This window comes from Neisseria sp. P0009.S008 (genome assembly GCF_051958615.1).
Classification (GTDB): domain Bacteria; phylum Pseudomonadota; class Gammaproteobacteria; order Burkholderiales; family Neisseriaceae; genus Neisseria; species Neisseria subflava.
The window spans coordinates 54,979-77,026 of record NZ_JBQCVG010000006.1 but is presented as its reverse complement, the minus strand read 5'-3'; the positions used below and the strand labels follow the sequence as shown (position 1 = coordinate 77,026).

21 protein-coding genes are annotated in these 22,048 nt (G+C 50.5%); 9 read left to right on the top strand and 12 right to left on the bottom strand.

Features of this window, described 5'->3' with window-relative positions; translation table 11 throughout:
- Window positions 1-27: 27 nt before the first annotated feature.
- The 3 genes from rmuC to ACTHSQ_RS06310 form a co-directional block, all read right to left on the bottom strand.
- Entirely contained in the window at window positions 28-1,683 is a 1,656-nt protein-coding gene (gene rmuC / locus ACTHSQ_RS06320; RefSeq protein ID WP_440371130.1) for a DNA recombination protein RmuC, read from the bottom strand.
- A 1,031-nt stretch (window positions 1,684-2,714) separates the two neighbouring features.
- Window positions 2,715-4,079, bottom strand: a complete 1,365-nt coding sequence (mnmE, locus tag ACTHSQ_RS06315) for a tRNA uridine-5-carboxymethylaminomethyl(34) synthesis GTPase MnmE (protein ID WP_440371131.1) — start codon at window positions 4,077-4,079, stop codon at window positions 2,715-2,717.
- 91 nt (window positions 4,080-4,170) lie between these two features.
- Complete coding sequence (locus ACTHSQ_RS06310; protein ID WP_440371132.1) at window positions 4,171-4,827, bottom strand: NAD(P)-dependent oxidoreductase; 657 nt, start codon at window positions 4,825-4,827, stop codon at window positions 4,171-4,173.
- A 120-nt stretch (window positions 4,828-4,947) separates the two neighbouring features.
- Between ACTHSQ_RS06310 and ACTHSQ_RS06305 the strand changes: the two genes are divergently transcribed.
- The 4 genes from ACTHSQ_RS06305 to ubiG all read left to right on the top strand — a co-directional run bounded on the left by ACTHSQ_RS06305 (window position 4,948) and on the right by ubiG (window position 7,986).
- Complete coding sequence (locus tag ACTHSQ_RS06305) at window positions 4,948-5,838, top strand: LysR family transcriptional regulator (protein WP_440371133.1); 891 nt, start codon at window positions 4,948-4,950, stop codon at window positions 5,836-5,838.
- Window positions 5,835-6,107 (top strand): GIY-YIG nuclease family protein, encoded by a 273-nt coding sequence (locus ACTHSQ_RS06300; protein WP_440371134.1) that lies wholly within the window; start codon window positions 5,835-5,837, stop codon window positions 6,105-6,107. The genes ACTHSQ_RS06305 and ACTHSQ_RS06300 overlap by 4 nt, the downstream gene beginning before the upstream one ends.
- A 469-nt stretch (window positions 6,108-6,576) precedes the next feature.
- Window positions 6,577-7,110, top strand: coding sequence for a c-type cytochrome (locus tag ACTHSQ_RS06295; RefSeq protein WP_440371135.1), 534 nt, complete (start codon window positions 6,577-6,579; stop codon window positions 7,108-7,110).
- Between the two features lie 162 nt (window positions 7,111-7,272).
- Window positions 7,273-7,986, top strand: a complete 714-nt coding sequence (ubiG, locus tag ACTHSQ_RS06290; RefSeq protein WP_199900968.1) for a bifunctional 2-polyprenyl-6-hydroxyphenol methylase/3-demethylubiquinol 3-O-methyltransferase UbiG — start codon at window positions 7,273-7,275, stop codon at window positions 7,984-7,986.
- A gap of 151 nt (window positions 7,987-8,137) precedes the next feature.
- Here ubiG and ACTHSQ_RS06285 read toward each other — a convergent pair whose 3' ends face one another.
- Both ACTHSQ_RS06285 and ACTHSQ_RS06280 read right to left on the bottom strand, forming a co-directional pair.
- Window positions 8,138-8,608, bottom strand: coding sequence for a CYTH domain-containing protein (locus ACTHSQ_RS06285; protein ID WP_313971352.1), 471 nt, complete (start codon window positions 8,606-8,608; stop codon window positions 8,138-8,140).
- Window positions 8,609-8,646: 38 nt separating this feature from the next.
- Window positions 8,647-9,066 (bottom strand): CopD family protein, encoded by a 420-nt coding sequence (locus ACTHSQ_RS06280; RefSeq protein ID WP_003681587.1) that lies wholly within the window; start codon window positions 9,064-9,066, stop codon window positions 8,647-8,649.
- A gap of 234 nt (window positions 9,067-9,300) precedes the next feature.
- On the opposite strand from ACTHSQ_RS06280, the gene ACTHSQ_RS06275 reads away from it, so the two are divergent.
- Window positions 9,301-9,564: a hypothetical protein gene (locus tag ACTHSQ_RS06275; RefSeq protein WP_036492715.1), complete on the top strand. Its 264-nt coding sequence runs from the start codon at window positions 9,301-9,303 to the stop codon at window positions 9,562-9,564.
- 365 nt (window positions 9,565-9,929) lie between these two features.
- Here the strand turns inward: ACTHSQ_RS06275 and ACTHSQ_RS06270 are convergent, their stop codons facing one another.
- From ACTHSQ_RS06270 to ACTHSQ_RS06255, 4 genes are all read right to left on the bottom strand, one after another.
- Window positions 9,930-11,966 (bottom strand): M3 family metallopeptidase, encoded by a 2,037-nt coding sequence (locus ACTHSQ_RS06270; protein ID WP_440371136.1) that lies wholly within the window; start codon window positions 11,964-11,966, stop codon window positions 9,930-9,932.
- A 121-nt stretch (window positions 11,967-12,087) separates the two neighbouring features.
- Window positions 12,088-12,954 (bottom strand): hypothetical protein, encoded by an 867-nt coding sequence (locus ACTHSQ_RS06265; protein ID WP_440371137.1) that lies wholly within the window; start codon window positions 12,952-12,954, stop codon window positions 12,088-12,090.
- Window positions 12,955-13,023: 69 nt separating this feature from the next.
- Complete coding sequence (locus ACTHSQ_RS06260) at window positions 13,024-13,875, bottom strand: mechanosensitive ion channel family protein (protein WP_003684477.1); 852 nt, start codon at window positions 13,873-13,875, stop codon at window positions 13,024-13,026.
- 21 nt (window positions 13,876-13,896) lie between these two features.
- Window positions 13,897-14,391, bottom strand: coding sequence for a restriction endonuclease (locus tag ACTHSQ_RS06255; RefSeq protein ID WP_003684567.1), 495 nt, complete (start codon window positions 14,389-14,391; stop codon window positions 13,897-13,899).
- A gap of 290 nt (window positions 14,392-14,681) precedes the next feature.
- Here ACTHSQ_RS06255 and ACTHSQ_RS06250 point away from each other — a divergent pair, with 290 nt between their 5' ends.
- Window positions 14,682-15,017 (top strand): hypothetical protein, encoded by a 336-nt coding sequence (locus ACTHSQ_RS06250; protein WP_003684489.1) that lies wholly within the window; start codon window positions 14,682-14,684, stop codon window positions 15,015-15,017.
- Window positions 15,018-15,361: 344 nt separating this feature from the next.
- Here the strand turns inward: ACTHSQ_RS06250 and dnaE are convergent, their stop codons facing one another.
- Entirely contained in the window at window positions 15,362-18,796 is a 3,435-nt protein-coding gene (gene dnaE / locus ACTHSQ_RS06245) for a DNA polymerase III subunit alpha (protein ID WP_440371167.1), read from the bottom strand.
- A gap of 165 nt (window positions 18,797-18,961) precedes the next feature.
- Here dnaE and ACTHSQ_RS06240 point away from each other — a divergent pair, with 165 nt between their 5' ends.
- On the top strand, window positions 18,962-19,195 hold the full coding sequence (locus tag ACTHSQ_RS06240) for an RNA-binding S4 domain-containing protein (protein ID WP_002221492.1): 234 nt from the start codon (window positions 18,962-18,964) through the stop codon (window positions 19,193-19,195).
- Window positions 19,173-19,391: a hypothetical protein gene (locus ACTHSQ_RS06235; RefSeq protein WP_440371138.1), complete on the top strand. Its 219-nt coding sequence runs from the start codon at window positions 19,173-19,175 to the stop codon at window positions 19,389-19,391. Before ACTHSQ_RS06240 ends, ACTHSQ_RS06235 begins: the two co-directional genes overlap by 23 nt.
- 99 nt (window positions 19,392-19,490) lie before the next feature.
- On the opposite strand, the gene ACTHSQ_RS06230 is transcribed toward ACTHSQ_RS06235, so the two are convergent.
- Window positions 19,491-19,961: a PepSY domain-containing protein gene (locus ACTHSQ_RS06230; protein WP_440371139.1), complete on the bottom strand. Its 471-nt coding sequence runs from the start codon at window positions 19,959-19,961 to the stop codon at window positions 19,491-19,493.
- Window positions 19,962-20,306: 345 nt separating this feature from the next.
- On the bottom strand, window positions 20,307-20,948 hold the full coding sequence (gene yihA / locus ACTHSQ_RS06225) for a ribosome biogenesis GTP-binding protein YihA/YsxC (protein ID WP_440371140.1): 642 nt from the start codon (window positions 20,946-20,948) through the stop codon (window positions 20,307-20,309).
- A 215-nt stretch (window positions 20,949-21,163) separates the two neighbouring features.
- Here yihA and ACTHSQ_RS06220 point away from each other — a divergent pair, with 215 nt between their 5' ends.
- The gene (locus tag ACTHSQ_RS06220) at window positions 21,164-21,787 is read left to right on the top strand and encodes a c-type cytochrome (RefSeq protein WP_049322625.1); all 624 of its coding nucleotides are present in this window, start codon (window positions 21,164-21,166) and stop codon (window positions 21,785-21,787) included.
- The last annotated feature ends 261 nt before the right edge of the window (window positions 21,788-22,048 follow it).

The window sequence follows — 22,048 nt, the reverse complement described above, 5'->3', positions numbered from 1 at the left end:
CCTTTATTTGCAATGTCTTAAATTTTATTAGTTATCTTCTTGGTCTTGTGCGGTCGGTAAAGCGGCGTGGTCTTCGTTTTCCGATACGGCTTTTTCTACTAAATCCCGTTGCAGCTGTTTGCCGGCTTTGATGCCTAATTTGCGCAGTTTTTCGGTGCTGCTGATGAGGTTGCCCCTGCCGGAAACCAAGCGGCCATAGGCCGTCTGAAACTGGGATTGTGCCTGACCAAGCGCTTTATTGATGCCGTCCATGCTTTCGACAAAGCCGACAAATTTGTCATAGAGTTTGCTGCCTGCCTCGGCAATGGCCAGCGCGTTTTGGTTTTGCTGCTCGTTGCGCCAGATGTTGGCAACGGTGCGCAGGGTGGCGAGCAGAGTGCTGGGGCCGGTCAGCATGATGCGTTTGTCGAAACACTCTTGGAAGAGGTTTGGATCGTGTTGCAGGGCGAGGAGGTAGGCCGGTTCAACAGGGACGAACATAAAGACGAAGTCCAACGTTTTGACGCCCTCAAGGTCGGTATAATCTTTCGCGGCCAAGCTTTTGATGTGGGCGCGGATACTGGCGACGTGGTTGGCAAGCTCGCGTTCTGCTTCTGCGCCGGTGCTTTGCGTATAGCGGACGTAGGCGGTCAGCGATACTTTGGAGTCGATGACGATTTGTTTATTGTCGGGCAGATTGATGAGGACGTCGGGCTGGAGGCGGCGTTGGGTGCCGTCTGCTTCGTGGCGGACGCTGGAAGCTTGAACGATGTATTCGCGGCCTTTTTGCAGGCCGGAGTTTTCCAATACGCTTTCCAAAATCATCTCGCCCCAGTTACCTTGGGTTTTGTTTTGCGTGCCGGTCAGCGCGGTAGTCAGCGCTTTGGCATCGTGGTGGAGCTGGGTGTTGAGGGTTTGCAGGCGTTTGAGCTCGTTTTCGATGGTCAGGCGTTCTTTGGCTTCTTTTTCATAAGTCTGCTGAACCAGCTCGCTGAAGCCGTGTATGCGTTCGTTGAGCGGATTGAGCAGTTGCTGGAGATGGTCGTGGTTTTGTTCGGTAAAGCGGCGGCTTTTCTCTTCCAGAATAGTGTTGGCGAGGTTTTGGAACTGGTCGCTCAAGTTTTTACGCGCATCTGCCAGCAAGGCCAATTTTTCTTCGGCAGCCTGACGGTCTTTTTCCGATTGGGTGTTGAGGCGCTCGTTTTGGACTTGAAGCGCGTGGTTTTGCTCCAAAAGGGCGGCGTATTCTTGTTTCAGACGGCCTTTTTCCGTTTCTTGTTGTTGCAAAAGCGTATTTTTATCCGAGCTCAATGCCTGTTCTTGAACCAGCTGCGTGTTTAATCGTTCATTGTTGATTTGCAGGTTTTGCGCGCTTTGCTGCCATTTTGCACATTCGTGTTTCAAAGCTTCGGCTTCGGCCTCGCAATCTTGCAGATAGGCAATCTGTTTTTCGGCTGCGGCAAAGCGGTTGCTCGTCTCCTGCAATTCGTCTTGCAATTCTTGCACGGTATGGCGGCTTTGCGCCAAGTCTGCCGCAGTTTGAGCCTGCACCTGTTCGGCAAACTCATGCAGGCGGCGGCTTTCGGCCAATTCTTGCAAAACAATAAAGTGTCGGCTTTGGGCTTGGTAGCGTGTTATCAGCCAAGCAAACAGCGCGCCGATAAAAAATGCGGCCGCGCCGGTCAGGATTAGGGTGTTGTTCATGCTGGAAATAGTCAATACGCAGAATGTTTCACTATATCATATATTTGCAGCGCATTTTATGGTCGGATATACGCTAGAAACGTGTGTTTTCTTTAAAAAAAGCTATCAAAGGTATTGGTTTTGACTAAGTGAAGAGTTGGTTTGTCAAAAAGATATAATTATAACATATTGAATTTAAAATAATATTTAATTTAGAGTGCGATTTTGCAACAAAAAAGGAGGGATTTTATGGGCGCAGCAAGATACGTTTGTAGTGTGTATGTAATTAAGACATCGGTGTCATTGAGAAAGACATCGGTGTCATTTTCAAAACAAAATATAAATTAACTAAAATCTTCGTTATGTATATTTTTATCATTTTATCTTTACGGAAAAGTTGTATTAATTAACGATTAACACGGTATGATTTGTCCTGTCGGCAGCGCAGATGCCGGCGAAAAAATGTGATGTTGTTAAATAACATTTTGTATCTATGAAAAAGGACTACTTGAAATGGGACATTTAATAACGCTTGCCGCCGCTTCTTTAATCGGCATGTCGGGGATACCGGCCTCCGCCCTCGGCGTCGCCTACAATATTGAAACGGTAGTACACAAATAATTCAATCATAAACGAATTAATTACAATACCTCTGGAAACGCAACTTAGGTCGTTTTTCGGCCGACAGACAAGAAAGTGAGACAAACAATGAAAACTTTAATCAAACTGGCAGCCGCCTCTTTAATCGGTATGTCCGGCCTGACCGTCGGTGCAACCAATATCGCCCACAATATGGCTGATGCCGACAAATAAAAAAATACACAACACACCCTTCAATACACAGAAAAGAGTTAAAATGAAAACATTAATCAAATTGGCTGCGGCTTCTTTGATCGGCATGTCCGGTTTGACAGTTGGCGCAACCAAGATTGCAAAAAATATGGCAGAAGTTGCCAATAAATAAATAAACGCAAGTGAAATTAAGCTTGTTTTGGTGATAAAAAAGGCCGTCTGAACATTCAGACGGCCTTTGTCTTTGATGGCAAACCGTTTTATTTGCCGATGCAGAAGCGCGAAAAAATCACGCCCAGCAAATCGTCGGCGGTGAATTCGCCGGTGATTTCGCTGCACGCGTTTTGGGCGAGGCGCAGGTGTTCGGCGAAAAGTTCGATTTGGTTGTTGTTGCAGAGGGCGGCGTTTTCCAGCTCAGCTTCGGCTTCGTGCAGGGCGTTGAGGTGGCGGCTGCGGGCGAGGAACAGGCTTTCGCTTTCGCCTTGCCAACCGACTTCCTGCAACAACGCGTGTTTGAGCAAGTCGAGACCCGCGCCGGTTTTGGCGGACAGGCTGATGACGCTTTCTGCGCCGGTTTGCGTGAGGCCGTCTGAACGGACGGCGACGGGTTCGCCGGTCAGGTCGGCTTTGTTGTGGATTTCGATTTTTTTCAAACCTTCGGGCAGGCTGTTCAAAATGGCTTGGGTTTTGGCGTTCACACCTTCGCGCGGGTCAATCAGGATCAGGGCGACATCGGCTTCGGAAACGGCTTTGCGGCTGCGCTCGATACCGATTTGTTCGACCACGTCGTCGGTTTCGCGCAGGCCTGCGGTGTCGATGATGTGGACGGGCACGCCGTCGAGGGTGATTTGTTCGCGCACGGTGTCGCGGGTGGTGCCTGCGATGTCGGTCACGATGGCGATGTCGTCGCCAGCCAAGGCGTTGAGCAGACTGGATTTGCCGACGTTGGGCGCGCCGACGAGGACGACGTTCATGCCTTCGCGCAAAATCGCACCTTGTTCCGCACTGGCAAGGACGGTTTTCAGACGGCCTTGCAGGGCTTGGAGCTTGCCGCGCGCGTCGGCGGCTTCGAGAAAGTCAATGTCTTCTTCGGGGAAGTCTAACGTGGCTTCGACCAGCATCCGCAAAGTAATAAGGTCGTCCACCAGCTCGTGTATGTGTTGGGAAAACGCGCCTTTGAGCGAACGCAACGCCATGCGTGCGGCGGACTTGCTGGAGGCGTCGATGAGGTCGGCGACGCTTTCGGCTTGGGCAAGGTCGAGTTTGTTGTTGAGGAAGGCGCGTTTGGTAAATTCGCCCGGCTCCGCCATGCGCGCGCCCAGTTCGAGGCAGCGCGAGAGCAGCATGTCCATCACGACGGGGCCGCCATGTCCCTGCAATTCAATCACGTCTTCGCCGGTAAAGCTGGCGGGGGCGGCGAAGTAGAGCAGGATGCCGTTGTCTATCGGCTGCCCGTCGCCACCGAGAAAGTCGGTGTAAAGCGCGGTACGCGGTTTGGGCGTTTTGCCGCCGCTGAGGGTTTGCGCCAAGGGCAGCAGGTTTTTACCGGAAAGACGGATCACGCCGACGCCGCCGCGTCCGGGTGCGGTGGCGATGGCGGCGATGGTGGGTTGGGTTGCGGACATGAGAACTCGCGTATAGGTAAATTTAATGTGCGTATTATAGCAAAAGGCCGTCTGAAACTTTGGGTTTCAGATGGCCTTTAAATTAAGACGATTAAACAGCGGCGACGGTAAAGCGTTCAAACAAATGCGTTTTGTTTTCCACATTGTCGGCGATGGCGACTGCCAAATCGGCCACGCTGATGCCTGCCGGAATTTCACCGTCCATCAGCAAATCGTCTTTGCCCAAGCGGTATTTGCCGGTTTTGTCTTCGCTGAAACCGCCATCCGCGCCCAGTCGTGCAGGAGGGGAAACGAAAGACCAGTTCACGTCGCGGCGCAGCAGGAGCTCTGCCAAAAGATGGCGTGCGGCATTGGCGCCGTCGAAAATTTCTTTCGGGAAGTCAGGCGTATCGATAAGTTGCAAACCGGGTGCCACATACAGGCTGCCTGCGCCGCCGACGATTAAGAGATATGGCACTTGCGCTGCTTTTGCCGCTTCGACAATATTGTTTGCGCCGCGTGTGAAATCCGCGTCGATGTTCGGATTGGTCCAGCCTGGGTTGAAGGCGCTGACTACGGCATCAAAACCGGCCAGTTTGTCGGCAAAATCTGCTGCGTTGACATCTGCGGAAACGGCGGCAACATTTTGCGCTTGGAATACTTTGTCTGTGTTGCGGGCGAAAGCGGTTACTTCATGCCCACGACCTGCCAATTCTTGAACGACTGCGTTGCCGACATAACCTGTTGCACCGATAACTGCGATTTTCATGTTTGACTCCTTGTTGAGGTGTGATTGATTAGATGAGTGCATTGTAAGGCCGTCTGAAACGTTTGATAATCCCTGATTTACTGTTATGATTGTGAAGTTAAACTAAACAATTATTTCCAAATGCAAGACATCAAACCCTTACTTGTTTTCGCTACCGTCCTCGAATACGGCAGCATGAACGCCGCTGCTGCCGCGCTGGGCATGACACCGTCGGCGGTCAGCCAGCACATCAACCGCCTCGAAGCCCTGCACGGCATCAAGCTGTTAAACCGCAGTACGCGCAGCCTTGCGCCTACCGATGCCGGCCGCGCCTTGGGCGAATACTGCCGCCGCTTAGCCGCCACGCTTGCCGATACGCGTACCGTTATCGACAATCTGAAAACAGAACCCGTCGGCGAATTGCGGATTTCCTTGACTTCCACGGTCATCGAATCCCGCGCTTTTCAGACGGCGTTTACAAGATTGCAAACCGAGTTCCCTAAAATCCGCCCCGTCCTCAATTTCAGCGATACCTTGGACGACCTGCAACACAATCAGACCGACATCGCCATACGCGGTGGCGATCGGGCTTTGGACGATCCCAACTTGGTTGCGCGCCATCTCGTGACGTGGCCGTACATAATTTGCGCCGCGCCCGATTATCTCGACCGCCATCCGCCCATCACTCATCCCTCTCAGCTTCATGCGCACCGCTGGCTGCATTTTTTACCTGTACGCACCACCTTGCAACACGGCGGCGAAAGCTATTTCCTCGATGTCGCCGACAGCATTGCCTGCACGCATCTTGCCGCCGCATGTAGTCTGACTGAAAGCGGTTTCGGTTTGTCTTTGCAGGTGGACGGCGAAGTGAGGGAGAAAATTGCACAGGGCCGTCTGACAGTGGTTTTGCCGGAATGGACATTGCCGCCGATTAGTCTTTATTTGGTGACGCCTTACCGCGTCCAGTCTGCCAAAACCGAGGCTGCAGTGCGCATTTTTACCGAGAGTTTTGCCAAGGAAGGGGATTTATGAACGCGGAAAATTGGAGCGTTTACCTGATTTTGTGCGAAAACGGCGCGTTTTATTGCGGCATCAGCAACCGTCCTCAGGAGCGATTTGCGGTGCATTTGTCAGGAAAAGGCGCGAAATACACGCGTTTGAACAAGCCTGTCGAGATGCGCATCGTTTCAGACGGCCTGAGCAAAAGTGAAGCGCTGAAACGGGAAATCGGCATTAAGAAATTGACGGCAGAGCAGAAGCGGGGATTATGGGCTGAAGCTGAAACATTGGCAAAAGGTTAATGGCGGCAATGGATTAAATTGTAGTCGGGATATGAATAACCACATAAATAGGTAAGCCTGCTGGTGTCTTTTGCATAGCCAAGCGACAAATGTTTATTGACATGATTCAAAAAGGCCGTCTGAAACCTGATTGGGGTTCAGACGGCCTTTTTAGGATAAAAGTCGGTTTAATGCTTATGATATTATCTGGAAAGTTTGTAAAAAGTTGAATTTAAAAAGAAACATTAAGATTTAAGAGTATAACTGATTGAACAATAAAATGAAAATTACCATACTAAATGACAAATGGGCGTGGATTTCTATCTGAGTAGAGGTGTGGTGTCAATATGTTTTTCCTGTTTTTGTGACAAAATCTGATTTATGCCAATATTTATTATAGTGTAGGTCGAAGGTATTAGTTTCTATGCTAGAATTTTTAAGCTGTTTATATAAAACAGTGATTTAAACTAAAACTAAGGAAAGACAGAACATGAACAAATTACTGATTGCCGTAATGATGATGGCTGGTTTGACAGCTTGTTCCCAAGAGGCTAAACAGGAGACTCAAGAGGCTGCTCAAGCCGTTGCATCTGAAGTTAAAAACGAAGTTGCTTCTGCTGCCGATGCTGCTGCGTCTGCTGCTCAAGAAGCTGCCGATAAAGCCGAAGCTGCTGCCAGCAAAGCAGAGGAAGCCGCTAAACCTGAAGAAGCTGCCAAGCCTGAAGAAAAAACTGAAGCGCCTGCCGCTGACGCCAAACCTGCAGAAGCTGCCAAAGTGGACGGTAAAGCTGTTTACGAAGCGAACTGTAAAACATGTCACGGCGGCTTGATTCCCGGCGCTCCTGTCGTAGGTAAAAAAGAAGACTGGGCGCCTCGCATCAAACAAGGCCAAGATACTTTGCACAAACACGCCCTCGAAGGCTTCAATGCCATGCCTGCCAAAGGCGGCAACGGCAGCCTGAGCGACGATGAAGTGAAAGCCGCAGTTGACTACATGGCCAACGAATCCGGCGCTAAATTTTAAACTGCACCGATTGAAACGCACCTTGCCACAAGGTGCGTTTTTTATGGGCAGGCGGATGAAAGTTGAAATAGGGCCGATAAACCGGCAAAGGCCGTCTGAAACATTTTATTTTGAAGCGCAATCGGCTAAAATCAGGCGAATTATTTTATGCAGGAGCAAACCATGAGCAATCAACACGACAACGTAGATGCCGGCGAAATCGCCAAGTTCAGCCAAATCGCCGACAAATGGTGGGATAAAAACGGCGAATTCAAGCCCCTGCATGACATCAACCCCTTGCGCCTCGACTATATCGACGGCTATGCCGGATTGGCAGGCAAACGCGTGTTGGATGTAGGCTGCGGTGGCGGGATTTTGTCGGAAAGCATGGCCAAACGCGGCGCAGAACACGTGACCGGCATCGATATGGCGGAAAAATCCCTGCAAACCGCCGCTGCCCATGCGGCCAGCCAACATGTTGCCAATATTGATTACCGCTGCATCCGCGTCGAAGACCTCGCCGCCGAGCAGCCGCACAGCTTTGACGTGGTAACGTGTATGGAAATGATGGAACACGTTCCCGATCCGTCCGCCATCGTTCAAGCCTGCGCGAAACTGGTCAAACCCGACGGCATGGTGTTTTTCTCCACCATCAACCGCAATCCCAAATCTTATCTGCATCTGATTGTCGGCGCGGAATATCTGTTGAAATTCGTCCCCAAAGGCACGCACGACTGGAAAAAATTCATCACGCCGGCAGAACTCGCGCGTATGTGCCGCCAAGCCGGATTGGATACCGTCGGCAGCAAGGGCATGACCTACAATTTGTTGAGCGGCCGTTATTCCCTGTGCGACTCGACCGAAGTCAACTATATGGTGGCCTGCCGTCCGGCGTAAGGTTCAACTGATAAAACACACGGACTTGCCCTATATTTGAAACGATATGTCGAAAGCAGCTCGATACAAATATCGGTAAGGTAAATCAGGCCGTCTGAAAAGAAAAAAGGCATGTTCGATACATGCCTTTTTTGTATGTGGGTTGTACTCGTTATTCCGTCCAAGACGAATACGGATGTTTGCTCAAATACGCATTGGTGAATTTACCGTCTGCCGTGATTTCCTTGCCCAGCCAAGACGGTTTGGGAAACTCGGTATCTTCAGACGGCAATTCGATTTCCGCTACAATCAATGGCGCATTGTCGCCGAAATATTCGTCGATTTCATACACAAAGCCTTTAAATTCGACCCGATAGCGGTATTTTTCCATTTTAAACGGACACATATCCGCCATCATCGCTTGCGCATGAGCCAGCGGGATTTCGTATTCAAACTCGCTGCGCGTCATGTCGGAAATATAGCCTTTCAGGGTCAGCCATGCTTGCGAACCGATAATCCGCACGCGGATGGTGCGCTCTTTTTCCACGCTCAAATAGCCCTGTTGCAACACCAGCGGCTCGCTTGCCGCTTCGCGCCAACTGTCATCTGCCAGCAAAAAGCGGCGTTCGATTTCGACCGTCATGAATTCTTTCCTTATTTACCAAACAGGCCGTCTGAAGATCAAAACGGCTTGAAAACCACCATATAAAGCGCAGCCACCATCATCAATACGGGGAGTTCGTTGAATACCCGATACCAGCGGTGCGAATACACATTGCTGCCGTTCTGGAAACGGCGCAGCAGCAGGCCGCAATAAAGCTGGTAGGCCAAGAGCAGCAGGCCGCACAATAATTTAACCGCCAGCCAGCCGTTGCCCCACCAATTGTTTACAAACCCGATGGCCGCGCCAAATATCAGCGTTCCCCAGCCCAAAGGCGACATAAAGCGGTAAAGCCTGCGCGACATATCCGTCAGCCGTACATATTCCACGCTGCCAGGCTCTAATTGCGCCAGATTCACATAAATCCGCGGCAGATAAAACAGTCCGGCAAACCAAGAAATTACAAAAAACACATGCAGCAGCTTAAACCACAAATACATTTCAGACGGCCTCAAAACCTAAAACCATTATTTTATCCGCAATACGGCCCGAGCCAAAACAAAATAGTCAAAACAATCCGATTTAGTGCGTCGCAACAATGTGTTGCAGGCATGACTTTACCCAAAAACCAAATTGTAAATTCTGCAATAATATGCAAGTTGGGATATGCACGATGCAAAAAACTTGTTAAAATCCTATGCTATTTAATTATAAAAACATTATGGATGGAAAACATGAAACAATTTGAAATCAGCAACAGCGTCAGGAAAGAGCTTAGCAACTACCTGAATACGCGCAATCTCAACCTCAAAGCCGCCATGGACAACGAAACAACCAATGGCGAAGTCGCGGCCATCGTTCATGCAGGATTGCCGGCGATGATTCGGAAAATCTATTCTTTGGAAAAAATGAAAACCTTTTTCTGGACGAAAAAAGATTTGATGATGGAATTTATCAATATGCGTTTGGCAGCCGGCGATAAAAAGGGCAAAAACTAATTTTAGCGATGGGCCGGGGAGATAGGAGTTTGAAATGCGGATTTCTGTTTTTCTCGAAAATTTCGTTAGGGACAGGGCTTACTTATTGTTCCTAATCAGTTTTGACAACCGAAAGGCCGTCTGAAATTCAAATGATAGGGCATGGGAACATGCCCTGTTTTTATGGGCGGTTGGTCTGCATTTGGAAAATATTGAGCTTGGCAATCATTGCGGCGTTCCGCGCTGGGTGGGTTTATCGGCTGAATGGTTTTATATTTGTTTTTCTGAAAATATTGAATTGATTATAAAAAGGCCGTCTGAAACATTTCAGACGGCCTTTAGCTTTGGATCAGCAACCATTCTTTTTAAAACGGCGGATTTTCCAATCAGGCTGCGTTGTCAAAACCGCTGTGGCGGAGCAGGGCATCCAGGCTTGGTTCGCGGCCGCGGAAGGCTTTGAAGGATTCTGCTGCGCTGCGCGAACCGCCGACGGCCAGTATTTCTTTCCAGAAGCGGCGACCGGTTTCGGCCACATCGTCGTTTTCTTCAAACGCTGCGTAAGCGTCTGCACTCAAAACTTCTGCCCATGCGTAGCTGTAATAGCCTGCGGAGTAGCCGCCGGCGAAGATGTGGCTGAAGCTCAAGGCAAAGCGGTTGTATGCCGGCGGTTGGGTTACGGCGACTTCTTGACGCACTTTGTCCAAGATTTGCGGCCATTCTTTCAGACGGCCTTCATCTTCCTGATGGTAGATTTCCATGTCGAAGAGGGCAAATTCCATTTGACGGACGAGGAACATACCGCGTTGGAAGTTTTTGGCCGCGTGCATTTTGTCGAACAGCTCTTTCGGCAATACTGCGCCGGTTTCTTCGTGCGAGGACATTTGCGCCAATACGTCGTATTCCCAAACGAAGTTTTCCATGAATTGGCTGGGCAGCTCGACCGCGTCCCATTCGACGCCGTTGATGCCGGATACGCCCACTTCGTCAACCTGGGTCAACAAGTGGTGCAGGCCGTGGCCGGTTTCGTGGAAGAGGGTGATGATTTCGTCGTGGCTCAGACGTGCCTCTTTGTCGCCAACAGGCGGGGTGAAGTTGCAGACGAGGTAGGCGGTCGGCAGTTGCAGGCTGCCGTCGGCGAAACGGCGGCGGCCTTTGTAGCCGTCCATCCATGCGCCGCCGCGTTTGCCTTCGCGTGCGTACAAGTCCATGTAAACGCCGCCGATGGTTTGGCCGTCTTGTTTCAGCTCGAAATAGCGCACGTCTTTGTGCCAAACGGGGACGGTTTTTTCAGCCAGTTCGATGCCGTAGAGTTTTTTGATTTGGGCAAACAGGCCTGCCAATACTTTGCTGATAGGGAAGTATTTTTTCACTTCGGTTTCGCTGAAGGCGTATTTGGCTTGGCGCAGTTTTTCGGCGGCGTAGCTCAAATCCCAAGATTGCGGATCTTCGATATTCAGGCTCTCGCGTGCAAAGGCTTTAATTTCGGCAAAGTCTTTTTCGGCAAACGGTTTGGCGCGGCGGGCAAGGTCGTGCAGGAAATTCAGAACCTGTTCGGGCGTATCCGCCATTTTGGTTGCCAGCGACAGCTCGGCGTAGTTTTTGAAGCCGAGCAGTTTGGCGGTTTTCAGTGCGTTTGCAAGCGTTTGTCCGACGTTGGCCGTGTTGTCGAATTTGCCTTCGTCAGACAATTCGCTGGCACGGGTAACGTAGGCGCGGTAGATTTGTTCGCGCAGTTCGCGGTTGTCGGCGTATTGGATAATGGCGAGGTAGTGCGGAATCTGCAGGCCGATTTTGTAGCCTGTTTTGCCTTCGCTTTGCGCGGCGGCGGCAAACATGGCGATGGAGTCTTCGGGGATGCCGGCAAGCGGCGCGGCATCGTCAAAGTAAATGCCGAAAGCGTCGGTCGCGTCTTGGACGTTTTGTGCGAATTTGGCACCAAGTTGCGCGCCTTCGGTTTGCAGTTGCGCCAGTTCTGCCTGCTGTTCGGGCGGTAATTCGGCACCGCTGAGGACGAAGTCGCGCAAGTCGTGGTTGAGCTTGGTTTGCTGCGCTTGGGAGAGGGTGTTGAATTCGGCAGAATTTTTGATGATTTTGAAGCGGTTGTACAACTCGATGTCTTGACCGATTTCGGTGAAGAAAATGGTGATTTCAGGCATCAATTCGTTGTATACGGCACGCAGCTCGGGCGTATCGACCACGGAGTTGAGATGGGAAACCACGCTCCAAATGCGGCCGACGCGTTCGGTAATATCGGTTAGTTTTTCGACGGTGTTGGCCCAGTCGGTATGCGTTTGCGCTTTGATGGCGGCGATTTGTTCGCGCGCTTCGGCAATGGCGGTTTGCAGGGCGGGCTTGATGTCTTCGGTTTTGATTTGGTCGAAACGGGGTTCTTCGCCCAAGTGGAGCAGGATGTTGTCGCTCATATGGTTTCTCCTGAATAAGATGGATTCAGACGGCCTTGTGGCCGTCTGAAAAGAAAACGATAGGCGTTATATGGTGGCAGACAGGCAGAATTAAAGTGTCCCGCCTGCCTGTCGGCCAATCTTATTCTGCGCCGCGCGGATTGGCGTGCAACGGTGCAGCCAGTTCGAGGCGCATCGGCGTGCCTTTCGGGGCAAATACGGCATTGGCAATATTGGTTTGCAGGGATTCGGCAAACGAGCCGCGATACACTTTTGCGCCTTGATGGGTCAGGTTGGATTGTACGTCGACGTATACGTCGCCGCCGATTTGACGCCAGAGGTGGCAGAAGGTGTAGTCTTCGGACAGATAGCGTTTGCTTTCCGGATCAACCATGCAGTCGAAGAATCGGTAGTGTAGGCCTTTGTCTTCTCTGTTGTAGTCACTGTCGGAGATGTAGTTCAACTCGGGGTAGGCTGCCATCATTTTTTCAAATACGCTGCGCTTGATAACCATAAAGCCGGTTGGCGCATCATGAACTTTCATAAAACCGTCTTCATCGACTTTCAGTACGATTTCACCGTTTTCATTTTTTTCGCTGGTGTTGACGGTATAAGAAGTGTACATGCGCTCGAAGTCGGCTTGGGTTGTGCCGGCCGGAACGCCTTCTTCAGGCCAGTTTTCGCGTTTGAGCGGATAAACGCCGGCTACAACGTCTTTGTCGGCCAAGAGCAGGCGGTAGAATGAATCGGGAGAGAAGCCGATGTCAGAGTCAATCCAGAATAAATGCGTCCATTCTTTGTTTTCTAAGAATGTGGCCACGCAGTTGTTGCGCGCGCGCGTAATCAGGCTTTCGCCGCGCTGCATCATTACTTGAAGCGGCAGGCCGAGGGAGGCGTTGGTGTGGACGATGTTCAGAAGTGAGAGGGTGTAGTTGTGGAAATATTTGCCGTCATGGCTGGGGGTCATGATTACAGGGTACATTTCGGCAAGGGCTGATTCGGGCAACATGAGTTTTCCTTATTGTTGATTGTGAATTTGGGTATTGTAAGGGATTTGATAGTATATATATAAACTTGGCTATTTTAATTTATTGATTAATTGGTATTGCGTGCGCAAGAATTCGTCCAAAACCGCCTGTTGGATTTCCAAGCGTTTGGCTACGGGCGAGGCAAAGCGCACAATGATGTTGTACACCTTGTCATCATGTGGCACGCGGGATACACGCGGCTGGGCGGCGGGCGTGATAAACAACTTTTGGGTTTGCACGTTTTCCAAATGCTGCTTGATGGCAGGGACATAAGGCTCGCACAAGGGCTCAAGAACGTCTTTCAGACGGCCGATGATTTCGTCCGAATCCAAATGAATCGGCACGGGGATTTCCACTGTATGAATTACATAATCGCCCAAAATATTGTCGCGGCGCACGGGGTGGCTTAGAAGTAAGCTGTTGGGAAACGAGAGCGTTTTGCCGGAAAGCTGGCCAACCAACGGATTTGGGCCTATTTGCATCATCAGCGTGTTCAGCATATTGATATCGACTACCCGTCCGCGCAGGCCGTTGATTTCGATATAATCGCCGATGGAATATTGTTTAGTCACCGAGCGCAGGATGCTGCCGGACAAACACATAATCAATTCTTTGGTTGCTACCACAATCGCTGCGGCTACCGCAAACATCGACAACGCCAACGTTTGAATCTGCGCCGCCCAAATCATCGCCAGCCCGAACAAGAGCAGCAGCATGGTGATGTTGCGGCTGACCACCAGCGAACGGCGTTTGTTTTCAATGCTTAAATCCGGATGGCTGCGAAAATGAGCCGAGAGTAAAATGCTGCGCCCGGCAATGATGGCCACAATCATCAAAGCCGATTTGATGATTTCTTCACTGACAGGCAAAGCATTCAGCCAATCCTGTATGGTGTTCCACATAATGCTGTTTCCTTTCCCTTTTTAGGCCGTCTGAAAACCCACGCGTTCAAAAATTTCTGCCGCACACGCTTCCGATACCGCAAACAAAGTTGTCACGCTGCCCAAAGCCCGTTGTGCTGCCACGCTCAAATCATCGCGACATACTTCGCCCAGCCACTCAACCGGCCGCACCAGCGACATTTTCTCATCATCCCATTGCGGACAATGCACTGCGCGGCCTGTAATCCTGCCGACCCGATAACGGCGCAAAGCAGGCGAGTAGGTCAGTACGGCATCTCCATCAGCCAATTCGTTGACAAACCGCCACATTTGAGCCGCGCCCGATTGCGCCGTTCTCAATTTCACATCCGGCACGGCCGAACGGTAAATATCGGTCAGCTCCTCACGGCCAAAACCTTTTGCCGCCGCTTCAGCCAGCATGGGCCAAGCCAACGCCGCCACGCCGCGTTCGAAAAATACGTCATAAAGCGCACCTTGCGTGCTGCGAACCATATAAAGTCTGGCTTGTTTTCCCATTGCAGTACCTGTTTGTTTGAAGAACCCATCCCTTTGTTTCCATGTTACCCGTTACGACTGAAAAATTCGATATTTTGCATTGTCGGAAGGGTTTGAAGTTCTCGCTGAAAATAAATGAATTATAAATGAAAGGCCGTCTGAAAAAATAAAATAGGCCGATATATCAACAGATGATATATCGTAACAATATATTAATAACTGTAAAATTTTTTACGTTTATATCAAAAAAAGATAAGATAAAAAAATCAATCGAGAAAGATTGCTATTCACTGAACATTAGGAGAGAAAAAATGACCTGCAAAACCCACGAACATCATGACCACGTTCACGGCGCAAACTGCGGCCACACTGCCATCAAACACGAAGGCCACGTTGATTATCTGCACGACGGCCACCTGCATCATGAGCACAACGGCCACTACGATGAGCATGCACTGAGCGTCAATGAAACCAATCCTGACGGCTGCCATCCGGTTGACACCTGCCACGGCCACGTTCACGGAGAAGGTTGCGGCCACGAAGCCGTACCGCACGGCGATCATGTTGACTACATCGTCAACGGCCGTCTGCACCACCAACACGGCGACCATTGCGACGACCACGGTCCTGTTGAAATCGTTAAATAAAACTGTTTTTCAGACGGCCTTTAATATGGGGCTTCTATAGAAAAAGGGGGGTATTTTCACTCCCTTTGTTTGGTTTGCCCTATATTTCAAACTGCTGCGGCTTACCGCCTCAAAAACTGTATTAAACCAATGTATTTACTGGGTGCTTGACATTGTTTCGGCATTGTCGCTCCCCTTTGTTGTGGGCTATCTTTCCTTATTGGTCAAAGGCTTTATGCAATAAACTTTTCAGATAACCGTTCTATACAATAAGGTCGTCTGAAAGCCGAATATTGATTTATGTTTTTAAAGCGCTTTTTAAATTAAAGGCCGTCTGAACGTGTAGTTTCAGACGGCCTTTAGTTTTACCAATTCACACGAACTGCCCTACTGCCGAGCAATGTTTCCAGTTCGTCAAACAAGGCAGTGCTTGGCGTTACCATCCATTTTGGCGCAATTTTCAATTTGCCCGATGCTTTGCCGTTGCTGTACGACAGTTGCAGCGGGATGTGCGACGTGTCTGGCAGGCGGTGTGCGGTGAGAATGGCGGCGAGGCGTGCGATGTCGTGGCCGGGGGTGAGGGCGAGGCTGAGGCTACGGGCGTAGCGTTCGCGCGCCATTTGCAGGGTCATGACTTGATTTGCTATGATGCGCAGCCCGTCGCCTCCACCGTAGTCGTCGCGGCTGACTTTGGATTCGATGATCAGCACTTGGTCGGATTTTAGGTAGTCGGCGCAGTTTTCCAGCGTGTGGCCGCTGACCATGATTTCCACCAGTCCGCTCAAATCTTCAAGGCTGACGAAGGCGATTTTGCCGCGCTTGCCCATCATGGTGCGCACTGCGGTGACGAATCCGGCGAGGCGCACGCTGTCTTGCGGTTTCAGACGGCCTAATTTGGTCGGGGCGATTTGGCGGACTTCTTGGGCATACGGGCCGAACGGGTGGCCGGACAGGTAGAAGCCGATGACGGTTTTTTCTTCGGCGAGTTTTTCCGATTCGCTCCACATGGGCGCATCGACGAGCTGCACCGGCTCGATGGCGTCTTCCATCATGTCAAACAGTCCGCCCTGATTGGCGTTGGCGGCTTTTTGGTCGGCGTTGTTCATGGCGAGGTCGATGTTTGCCAAGAGCATGGCGCGGTTGGGTTCGATGCTGTCGAACGCGCCGCCGCGTATCAAGGCTTCGAGGGTGCGGCGGTTCATGTGTTCTTTGCCGACGCGCTCGCAGAAGTCCAAGAGGCCGGTAAACTTGCCGCCGCTTTGTCGTGCGGCGATGATGGATTCGACGGCGGCTTCGCCCGTGCCTTTAATCGCGCCGAGTGCGTAGCGGATTTTCATGTTCGGATACGGCGTGAAGCAGTAGTCGGATTCGTTGATGTCGGGCGGCAGGAACTCGATGCCGTTGGCGCGGCAGTCGTCGTAGAAATGCTTGAGCTGGTCGGTGTTGTCCAATTCAGACGACATGGTTGCCGCCATAAATTCGGCGGGGTAATGGGCTTTGAGCCATGCGGTCTGGTAGGAAATCAGAGCGTAGGCGGCGGCGTGGGATTTGTTGAAACCGTAGCCGGCGAATTTTTCCATGTAGTTGAAGATTTCGTCGGATTTTTCGCGCGAAATGCCTTGTTTCGCCGCGCCTTCGGCGAAGATTTCGCGGTGTTTCACCATTTCTTCGGGCTTTTTCTTACCCATGGCACGACGCAGCAAGTCCGCGCCGCCGAGCGAGTAGCCGCCGATAATCTGCGCCGCCTGCATCACTTGTTCCTGATACACCATAATGCCGTAGGTTGGCGCGAGGATGCCTTCGAGCAGCGGGTGGATGTATTGGAATTCCTGACCCTTCATGCGCGCAACGAAGTCGGGGATATTGTCCATCGGGCCGGGACGGTAGAGCGATACGAAGGCGATGAGTTCTTCAAACTTGGTGGTATGCGCCGTTTTCAGCATTTTTTTCATGCCGGTCGACTCGAACTGGAAGACGGCGGTGGTGTTCGCATCGCGGAAGATTTGGTAGGCAGCCTGGTCATCAAGCGGAATCTTGCCGACATCGACGATATCGCCTGTGGTGTTTTTGATATTGTTCTGCGCCATTTCGATAATGGTCAAGTTGCGCAGACCCAAAAAGTCGAACTTCACCAAACCCACGTCTTCCACGTCGCCCTTGTCGTACATGGATACGGGCGAGGCGGATTCGTCCGCCTGATACACGGGGCTGTAATCGGAAATCTTGCCCGGCGCAATCAACACGCCGCCCGCATGCATACCCAGACCGCGCGTCAAATCTTCCAGCTTTTTCGCCAGCGTAATCAGTTCGTCCGCTTCTTCCGCTTCGATTAATTCCTGAATTTGCGGCTCGGTCTCCATGGCTTTTTCCAAACTCAGGGGTTTGTTGGCTTCCAACGGAATTAGCTTGGACAGTTTGTCGCACAGCATAAACGGCAGCTCCAGCACGCGCCCCACGTCGCGGATCACCGCTTTGGACGACATTGTGCCGAAGGTAACAATCTGGCTGACCGCTTCCGCGCCGTATTTCTCGCGCACATATTCAATCACGCGGCCGCGGTTTGCCTGACAGAAGTCCACGTCGAAGTCAGGCATGGAAACGCGTTCAGGGTTTAAGAAACGCTCGAACAGCAGCGCGTATTTGAGCGGATCAAGGTCGGTAATCTTCAATGAATACGCCACCAGCGAACCTGCGCCCGAACCACGGCCCGGCCCTACCGGACAGCCGTGCGTTTTCGCCCAATTGATAAAGTCTTGTACGATAAGGAAATAGCCGGGGAATTTCATTTGGATGATGATGTTCAACTCAAAATCCAAACGTTCCTGATATTCCGGCATTTTTGCCGCGCGTTCCGCTTCGTCGGGATAAAGCTGAACCATGCGTTCCTGCAACCCCTCGTTTGACAGTTTCACCAAATAATCGTCCAGCGACAGGCCGTCCGGAGTAGGGAAGAGCGGCAGGAAGTTTTTGCCCAATGTGATGTGCAGATTACAGCGCTTGGCGATTTCCACCGTGTTTTCGAGGGCTTCGGGCAAATCGGCAAAACGTTCGGCCATGGTTTCCGGCGGAATGAAAAATTGGCTCGGCGTGAAATCGCGCGGACGTTTTTTGTCCGTCAGCACCCAGCCGCCAGCGATGCACACACGCGCCTCGTGCGCGTTGAAATCATCGCTGCTCATAAACTGGGTCGGATGCGTTGCTACCACCGGCAAACCCAGTTCCTCCGCCAGCTTCACGCTGCCGGAAACGCAGGCTTCCCATTCGGGGCGTTCGGGCAGGCGTTGCAGCTCTAAATAAAACGCATCAGGGAACCACGCCGCATATTTCAACGCCGCCGCACGCGCCGCGTCTTCATTGCCGTTCAACAGATTCACGCCTACTTCGCCGTAATGCGCGCCGCTCAAACAAATCAAGCCGCTGTTGTCGCCGTTTTCCAGCCATTCGGGATTGAGTTCCGCATGATGGATATTGCGGTCTTTGCCGACATAGGCCTCCGTCAAAAGCTCGCTCAAGCGCAGATAGCCCGCATCGTTGCGGATAATCAGCATGGCACGAAACGGCTTGTCGGGCGCATTCGGATTGCCTATCCACACGTCCGCCGCGCCGATGGGCTTAATCCCTGCACCGCGGCAGGCTTTATAGAATTTCACCAAGCCGAATTCGTTCATCAAATCGCTGATGCCCAAAGCAGGCAAACCGTATTCCTGCGCTTTGGCAATCAGTTTTTTAATCCGCACCATACCGTCGGTAATCGAAAACTCAGTATGCAGGCGCAGGGGGATGTAGGTCGGCTCGGTCATGGCAAAATCGGCGTGAATAATAAAAGGCATATTGTAGCAGGGTTGGCGGTTAAAGGCCGTCTGAAAACCAAATGTAATGGGTTTGGATAAAGCAAATCAAACAGAAGGGGGCTTTCTTTCAGACGGCCATGTTAAAATATCGCCATTATTGAAAAGGATTAAATGATGGAAGCAACAGTCTATCTTGAAGATAATGAATACATCGCTTTATGCGACCTGTTGAAATTGGCCGGCCTTGCCGAAAGCGGGGGACAGGCAAAAGCGTTTATCGCTGAAGGGCTGGTGTTGCGCAACGGCGAAACTGAAACCCGTAAAACCGCCAAAATACGCGGCGGCGAAGTGATTGAATTTGACGGTGCGCGCTTGGAAATTGCCGATGGATACGACCCTGAAGAATAAAGCCGAAGCCATCTTGGGCGAGCCGCTTTTAGACGAACCCGTCCGCCCCGAGTCGTGGGAATGTTGCGGCAGTGAATGCGGCGATGCCTGTATTCAGACAATGTATTGGGCGGAAAAAGCCCGCTATGATGCACAACGGCGGAAATTGAAAAAAGCAGGTTGGGTAGGCGGCGAAGATGAGACAAAGGCCGTCTGAAAACGATTGGCTTGATGTAAATCGTGTTTTAAATAATGCTGCATTAAAGCCAATGCCGTCTGAAAGTTTCAGACGGCATTGGCTTTTTTAAAGTTTAAATTAAGATTTTGTTACCTCGGAAGCGGTTGCATTTTCAGGTGTGTCAGGTGCAGCATCGGCAGAAGCCTGATAATCTGTATTTTGCGATGAAGAGGGCTCGGCATTGTCATAGTTATCATGTTTATGATGCTTATCATGTTTACTAAAGTGTCGTTTGTCTTGATCGTCATCTTGTGCTACTGCCAATACTTTGCCGTTTTGAGCATCAACCAAAGCTTCGTATTCGACGCCGTCTTTCAAGATTTCTACTTTGTAACGACCGCCCAAATGTTGTTTGTATTTGTAATCAACATCTTTAACGACGCCGCCCACTTCTGCTACCGCTGCTGCGGCTGCTTGCTGGCCGGAAACCTTTGCAAACATACCTTCTTTGAAAGCCATGGTACCTGCCGCACCGGCAACGCCCAAACTTGAAGCAATAATACCGGCAATGATGAGTTTTTTTGAAATAAAAGCGTTAATGCGTTTCATGATTTTCTTTCCTACTGTGTTGTTAAACGATGAATGCATTCTATATCTCAACAATTAGCTGAATATGAGCAAAATGCTAAGATGTGTAATTGGTGGCAATATTAAAATTAACATTTTAATAATAATGGAGATCGAAGCCGCGCTTTCAGACGGTCTTGCTGATATATTGTGATGGCATATTTGGCGCAGATTGTGGTTTGCGTGTGAAAACAAAAAAAGCGTGATGAAAAAAAGGGCATGTGTGAGACATGCCCCGGATTAAATGGTAAATGCGATGGTGAGAAACCAAATGACGGAATAAGATTTGCGGTTGGTCAACTTATCTCATTCCGCCTTGTTTTACAATCATTCAGGCGATGCTTCGCCTGCAAGATTCTCGATTTCTTTGCAATGCGCGTCAAACCATGAGCCGACCACTTGATTGACTTCGTCCATGCCTTGTTTTTTCAGGCTGGAGAATAATTGAACGCTGATTTTTTGGCGTTCGGTGTAGGGTTTGAGTGATTTTTTTACTGCGGCCAACGTTTTAATCTGGTCGTTTTTAGATAGCTTGTCTGCTTTTGACAGCAGGATATGCACAGGACGGCCGGTAATGTGGAAAAAGTCCAGCATTTGAATGTCTAAAGCTTTGAGCGGATGGCGCGAGTCCATAATCAAAATCAGGCCGATCAGTTGGCGGCGTTGTTGCAGGTAGTCGCCCAAGAGTTTGACCCAGTGCGTACGGATGGCCTCCGGTACTTGCGCGTAGCCGTAGCCGGGCAAATCGACCATGAAATTGCCGTTTTCAAGTTCAAAGAAATTGATGTGTTGGGTGCGTCCCGGTGTTTTGGAAACATAGGCAAGGCGCACATGATTGGTTAAAGTATTGATGGCGCTGGATTTGCCGGCATTGCTTCGGCCGACAAAGGCAATCTCGGCCGGCGTGTCGGGCAGGTCTTTCAGATGGTTGACCGTTGTAAAGAATTTGGCGTTTTGAAAAAGGTTCATTAGTATTTCCTTGCATGGAAACAAAACTGCAACATCATAATTTGTATCGGGCATTTATGTTGCAGCAGTTTGGTAATTTGAGTAGTAATTTAATGTAAACTTGGTATAGAATAGCACGTTTATAGAATTATCGGTTTTAATCGGGAAAATTCCCCGGTATTTGAGTATAAAAAAGGCATTGACGCGGTACGCAATGCTGTAATCAGGAGCACTCCATGAAACGATTGACTTTATTGGCCTTGGTATTGGCTGCCGGCGCGGTTTCCGCTGCCCCTAAAGCAGATGCTGAAAAAGGCAAACAGGTAGCGACTACTATCTGTGCGGCGTGTCACGCAGCCGATGGTAACAGCGGTATCGCAACTTATCCTAAACTGGCAGGTCAGTTCGCGGCCTACACCTACGGTCAAACCATGGCCATCAAAGACGGTACCCGTACCCACGGTGCTGCTGGTGTGATGAAACCGATGGTGATGAACTTGTCCGAACAAGACATCCGCGACGCTGCCGCCTACTACGCCAAACAACAAGGCAAACCGGGCGAAGCCAATCCTAAAGAAAACCCAGAGTTGGGCGCGAAAATCTATCGTGGCGGCCTGAGCGCTAAAAAACTGCCGGCATGTATGTCTTGCCACGGTCCTAGCGGCGCAGGTATCCCAGGCGGCGGTACTGAAATCCAAGCCTATCCTCGTCTGGGCGGCCAACACAAAGCTTACGTTGTCGAGCAAATGAAAGCTTACCAATCCGGCCAACGCAAAAACGCCATCATGGCCGATATTGCCAACCGCCTGAGCGAAGAAGAGTTGAACGCAGTAGCCAACTTTATCCAAGGTTTGCACTAATTTCGTTTTAAAACGAGCTTATTGATACAGGCCGTCTGAAAACCCTTCAGACGGCCTTAGCCAATATATGCCGATAAGCCTGATTGTTTTTTTCAAATAGCGACAGCAAGATTTTTACTACAATATGCAGTATTCTTCCTTTCGCATCACACGTCATTGCAGTCCGTTCCATCGATCGGGTTGCCCCCAGCCGACATTTGAGACATGAGTAAATCTTCATCATCCGTCCCACTTATCCGCAGACCATGGTTTGCCTTTTTC

Excerpts from the sequence above, each read along its gene's own strand:
- ACTHSQ_RS06275 (WP_036492715.1), top strand. The coding sequence starts at position 9,301 with ATGAAACAATTTGAAATCAGCAACAGCGTCAGGAAAGAGCTTAGCAAC.
- rmuC (WP_440371130.1), bottom strand. The coding sequence starts at position 1,683 with ATGAACAACACCCTAATCCTGACCGGCGCGGCCGCATTTTTTATCGGC.
- yihA (WP_440371140.1), bottom strand. The coding sequence starts at position 20,948 with ATGAACCTTTTTCAAAACGCCAAATTCTTTACAACGGTCAACCATCTG.
- ACTHSQ_RS06305 (WP_440371133.1), top strand. The coding sequence starts at position 4,948 with ATGCAAGACATCAAACCCTTACTTGTTTTCGCTACCGTCCTCGAATAC.
- ACTHSQ_RS06310 (WP_440371132.1), bottom strand. The coding sequence starts at position 4,827 with ATGAAAATCGCAGTTATCGGTGCAACAGGTTATGTCGGCAACGCAGTC.
- ACTHSQ_RS06260 (WP_003684477.1), bottom strand. The coding sequence starts at position 13,875 with ATGTGGAACACCATACAGGATTGGCTGAATGCTTTGCCTGTCAGTGAA.
- ACTHSQ_RS06250 (WP_003684489.1), top strand. The coding sequence starts at position 14,682 with ATGACCTGCAAAACCCACGAACATCATGACCACGTTCACGGCGCAAAC.
- ACTHSQ_RS06295 (WP_440371135.1), top strand. The coding sequence starts at position 6,577 with ATGAACAAATTACTGATTGCCGTAATGATGATGGCTGGTTTGACAGCT.
- ubiG (WP_199900968.1), top strand. The coding sequence starts at position 7,273 with ATGAGCAATCAACACGACAACGTAGATGCCGGCGAAATCGCCAAGTTC.
- ACTHSQ_RS06270 (WP_440371136.1), bottom strand. The coding sequence starts at position 11,966 with ATGAGCGACAACATCCTGCTCCACTTGGGCGAAGAACCCCGTTTCGAC.
- mnmE (WP_440371131.1), bottom strand. The coding sequence starts at position 4,079 with ATGTCCGCAACCCAACCCACCATCGCCGCCATCGCCACCGCACCCGGA.
- ACTHSQ_RS06220 (WP_049322625.1), top strand. The coding sequence starts at position 21,164 with ATGAAACGATTGACTTTATTGGCCTTGGTATTGGCTGCCGGCGCGGTT.
- ACTHSQ_RS06255 (WP_003684567.1), bottom strand. The coding sequence starts at position 14,391 with ATGGGAAAACAAGCCAGACTTTATATGGTTCGCAGCACGCAAGGTGCG.
- ACTHSQ_RS06235 (WP_440371138.1), top strand. The coding sequence starts at position 19,173 with ATGGATACGACCCTGAAGAATAAAGCCGAAGCCATCTTGGGCGAGCCG.
- ACTHSQ_RS06280 (WP_003681587.1), bottom strand. The coding sequence starts at position 9,066 with ATGTATTTGTGGTTTAAGCTGCTGCATGTGTTTTTTGTAATTTCTTGG.
- ACTHSQ_RS06265 (WP_440371137.1), bottom strand. The coding sequence starts at position 12,954 with ATGTTGCCCGAATCAGCCCTTGCCGAAATGTACCCTGTAATCATGACC.
- ACTHSQ_RS06300 (WP_440371134.1), top strand. The coding sequence starts at position 5,835 with ATGAACGCGGAAAATTGGAGCGTTTACCTGATTTTGTGCGAAAACGGC.
- ACTHSQ_RS06230 (WP_440371139.1), bottom strand. The coding sequence starts at position 19,961 with ATGAAACGCATTAACGCTTTTATTTCAAAAAAACTCATCATTGCCGGT.
- dnaE (WP_440371167.1), bottom strand. The coding sequence starts at position 18,796 with ATGACCGAGCCGACCTACATCCCCCTGCGCCTGCATACTGAGTTTTCG.
- ACTHSQ_RS06240 (WP_002221492.1), top strand. The coding sequence starts at position 18,962 with ATGGAAGCAACAGTCTATCTTGAAGATAATGAATACATCGCTTTATGC.
- ACTHSQ_RS06285 (WP_313971352.1), bottom strand. The coding sequence starts at position 8,608 with ATGACGGTCGAAATCGAACGCCGCTTTTTGCTGGCAGATGACAGTTGG.